Genomic DNA, 246 nt, shown 5'->3' with positions numbered 1-246 from the left:
GACTCGGATAGCGATTCGGATTCAGACAGCGATTCGGACTCGGATTCAGACTCTGACAGCGATTCGGATTCAGACAGCGATTCAGACTCTGACAGCGATTCGGATTCAGACAGCGATTCAGACTCGGATAGCGATTCGGATTCAGACAGCGATTCAGACTCTGACAGCGATTCGGATTCAGACAGCGATTCAGACTCGGATAGCGACTCAGACTCGGATAGCGATTCGGATTCAGACAGCGATTCG

General features: G+C 51.2%; 1 protein-coding gene. It reads left to right on the top strand.

The features are described 5' to 3' along the window. The coding region (locus NI461_RS14180; RefSeq protein WP_181941863.1) for a hypothetical protein at window positions 1–246 on the top strand (246 nt) is incomplete at both ends.

It is taken from the genome of Acinetobacter sp. S4400-12 (assembly GCF_024129495.1).
GTDB classification, from domain to species: Bacteria; Pseudomonadota; Gammaproteobacteria; order Pseudomonadales; family Moraxellaceae; genus Acinetobacter; species Acinetobacter lwoffii_C.
This window is presented reverse-complemented; position numbering and strand designations above follow the sequence as displayed.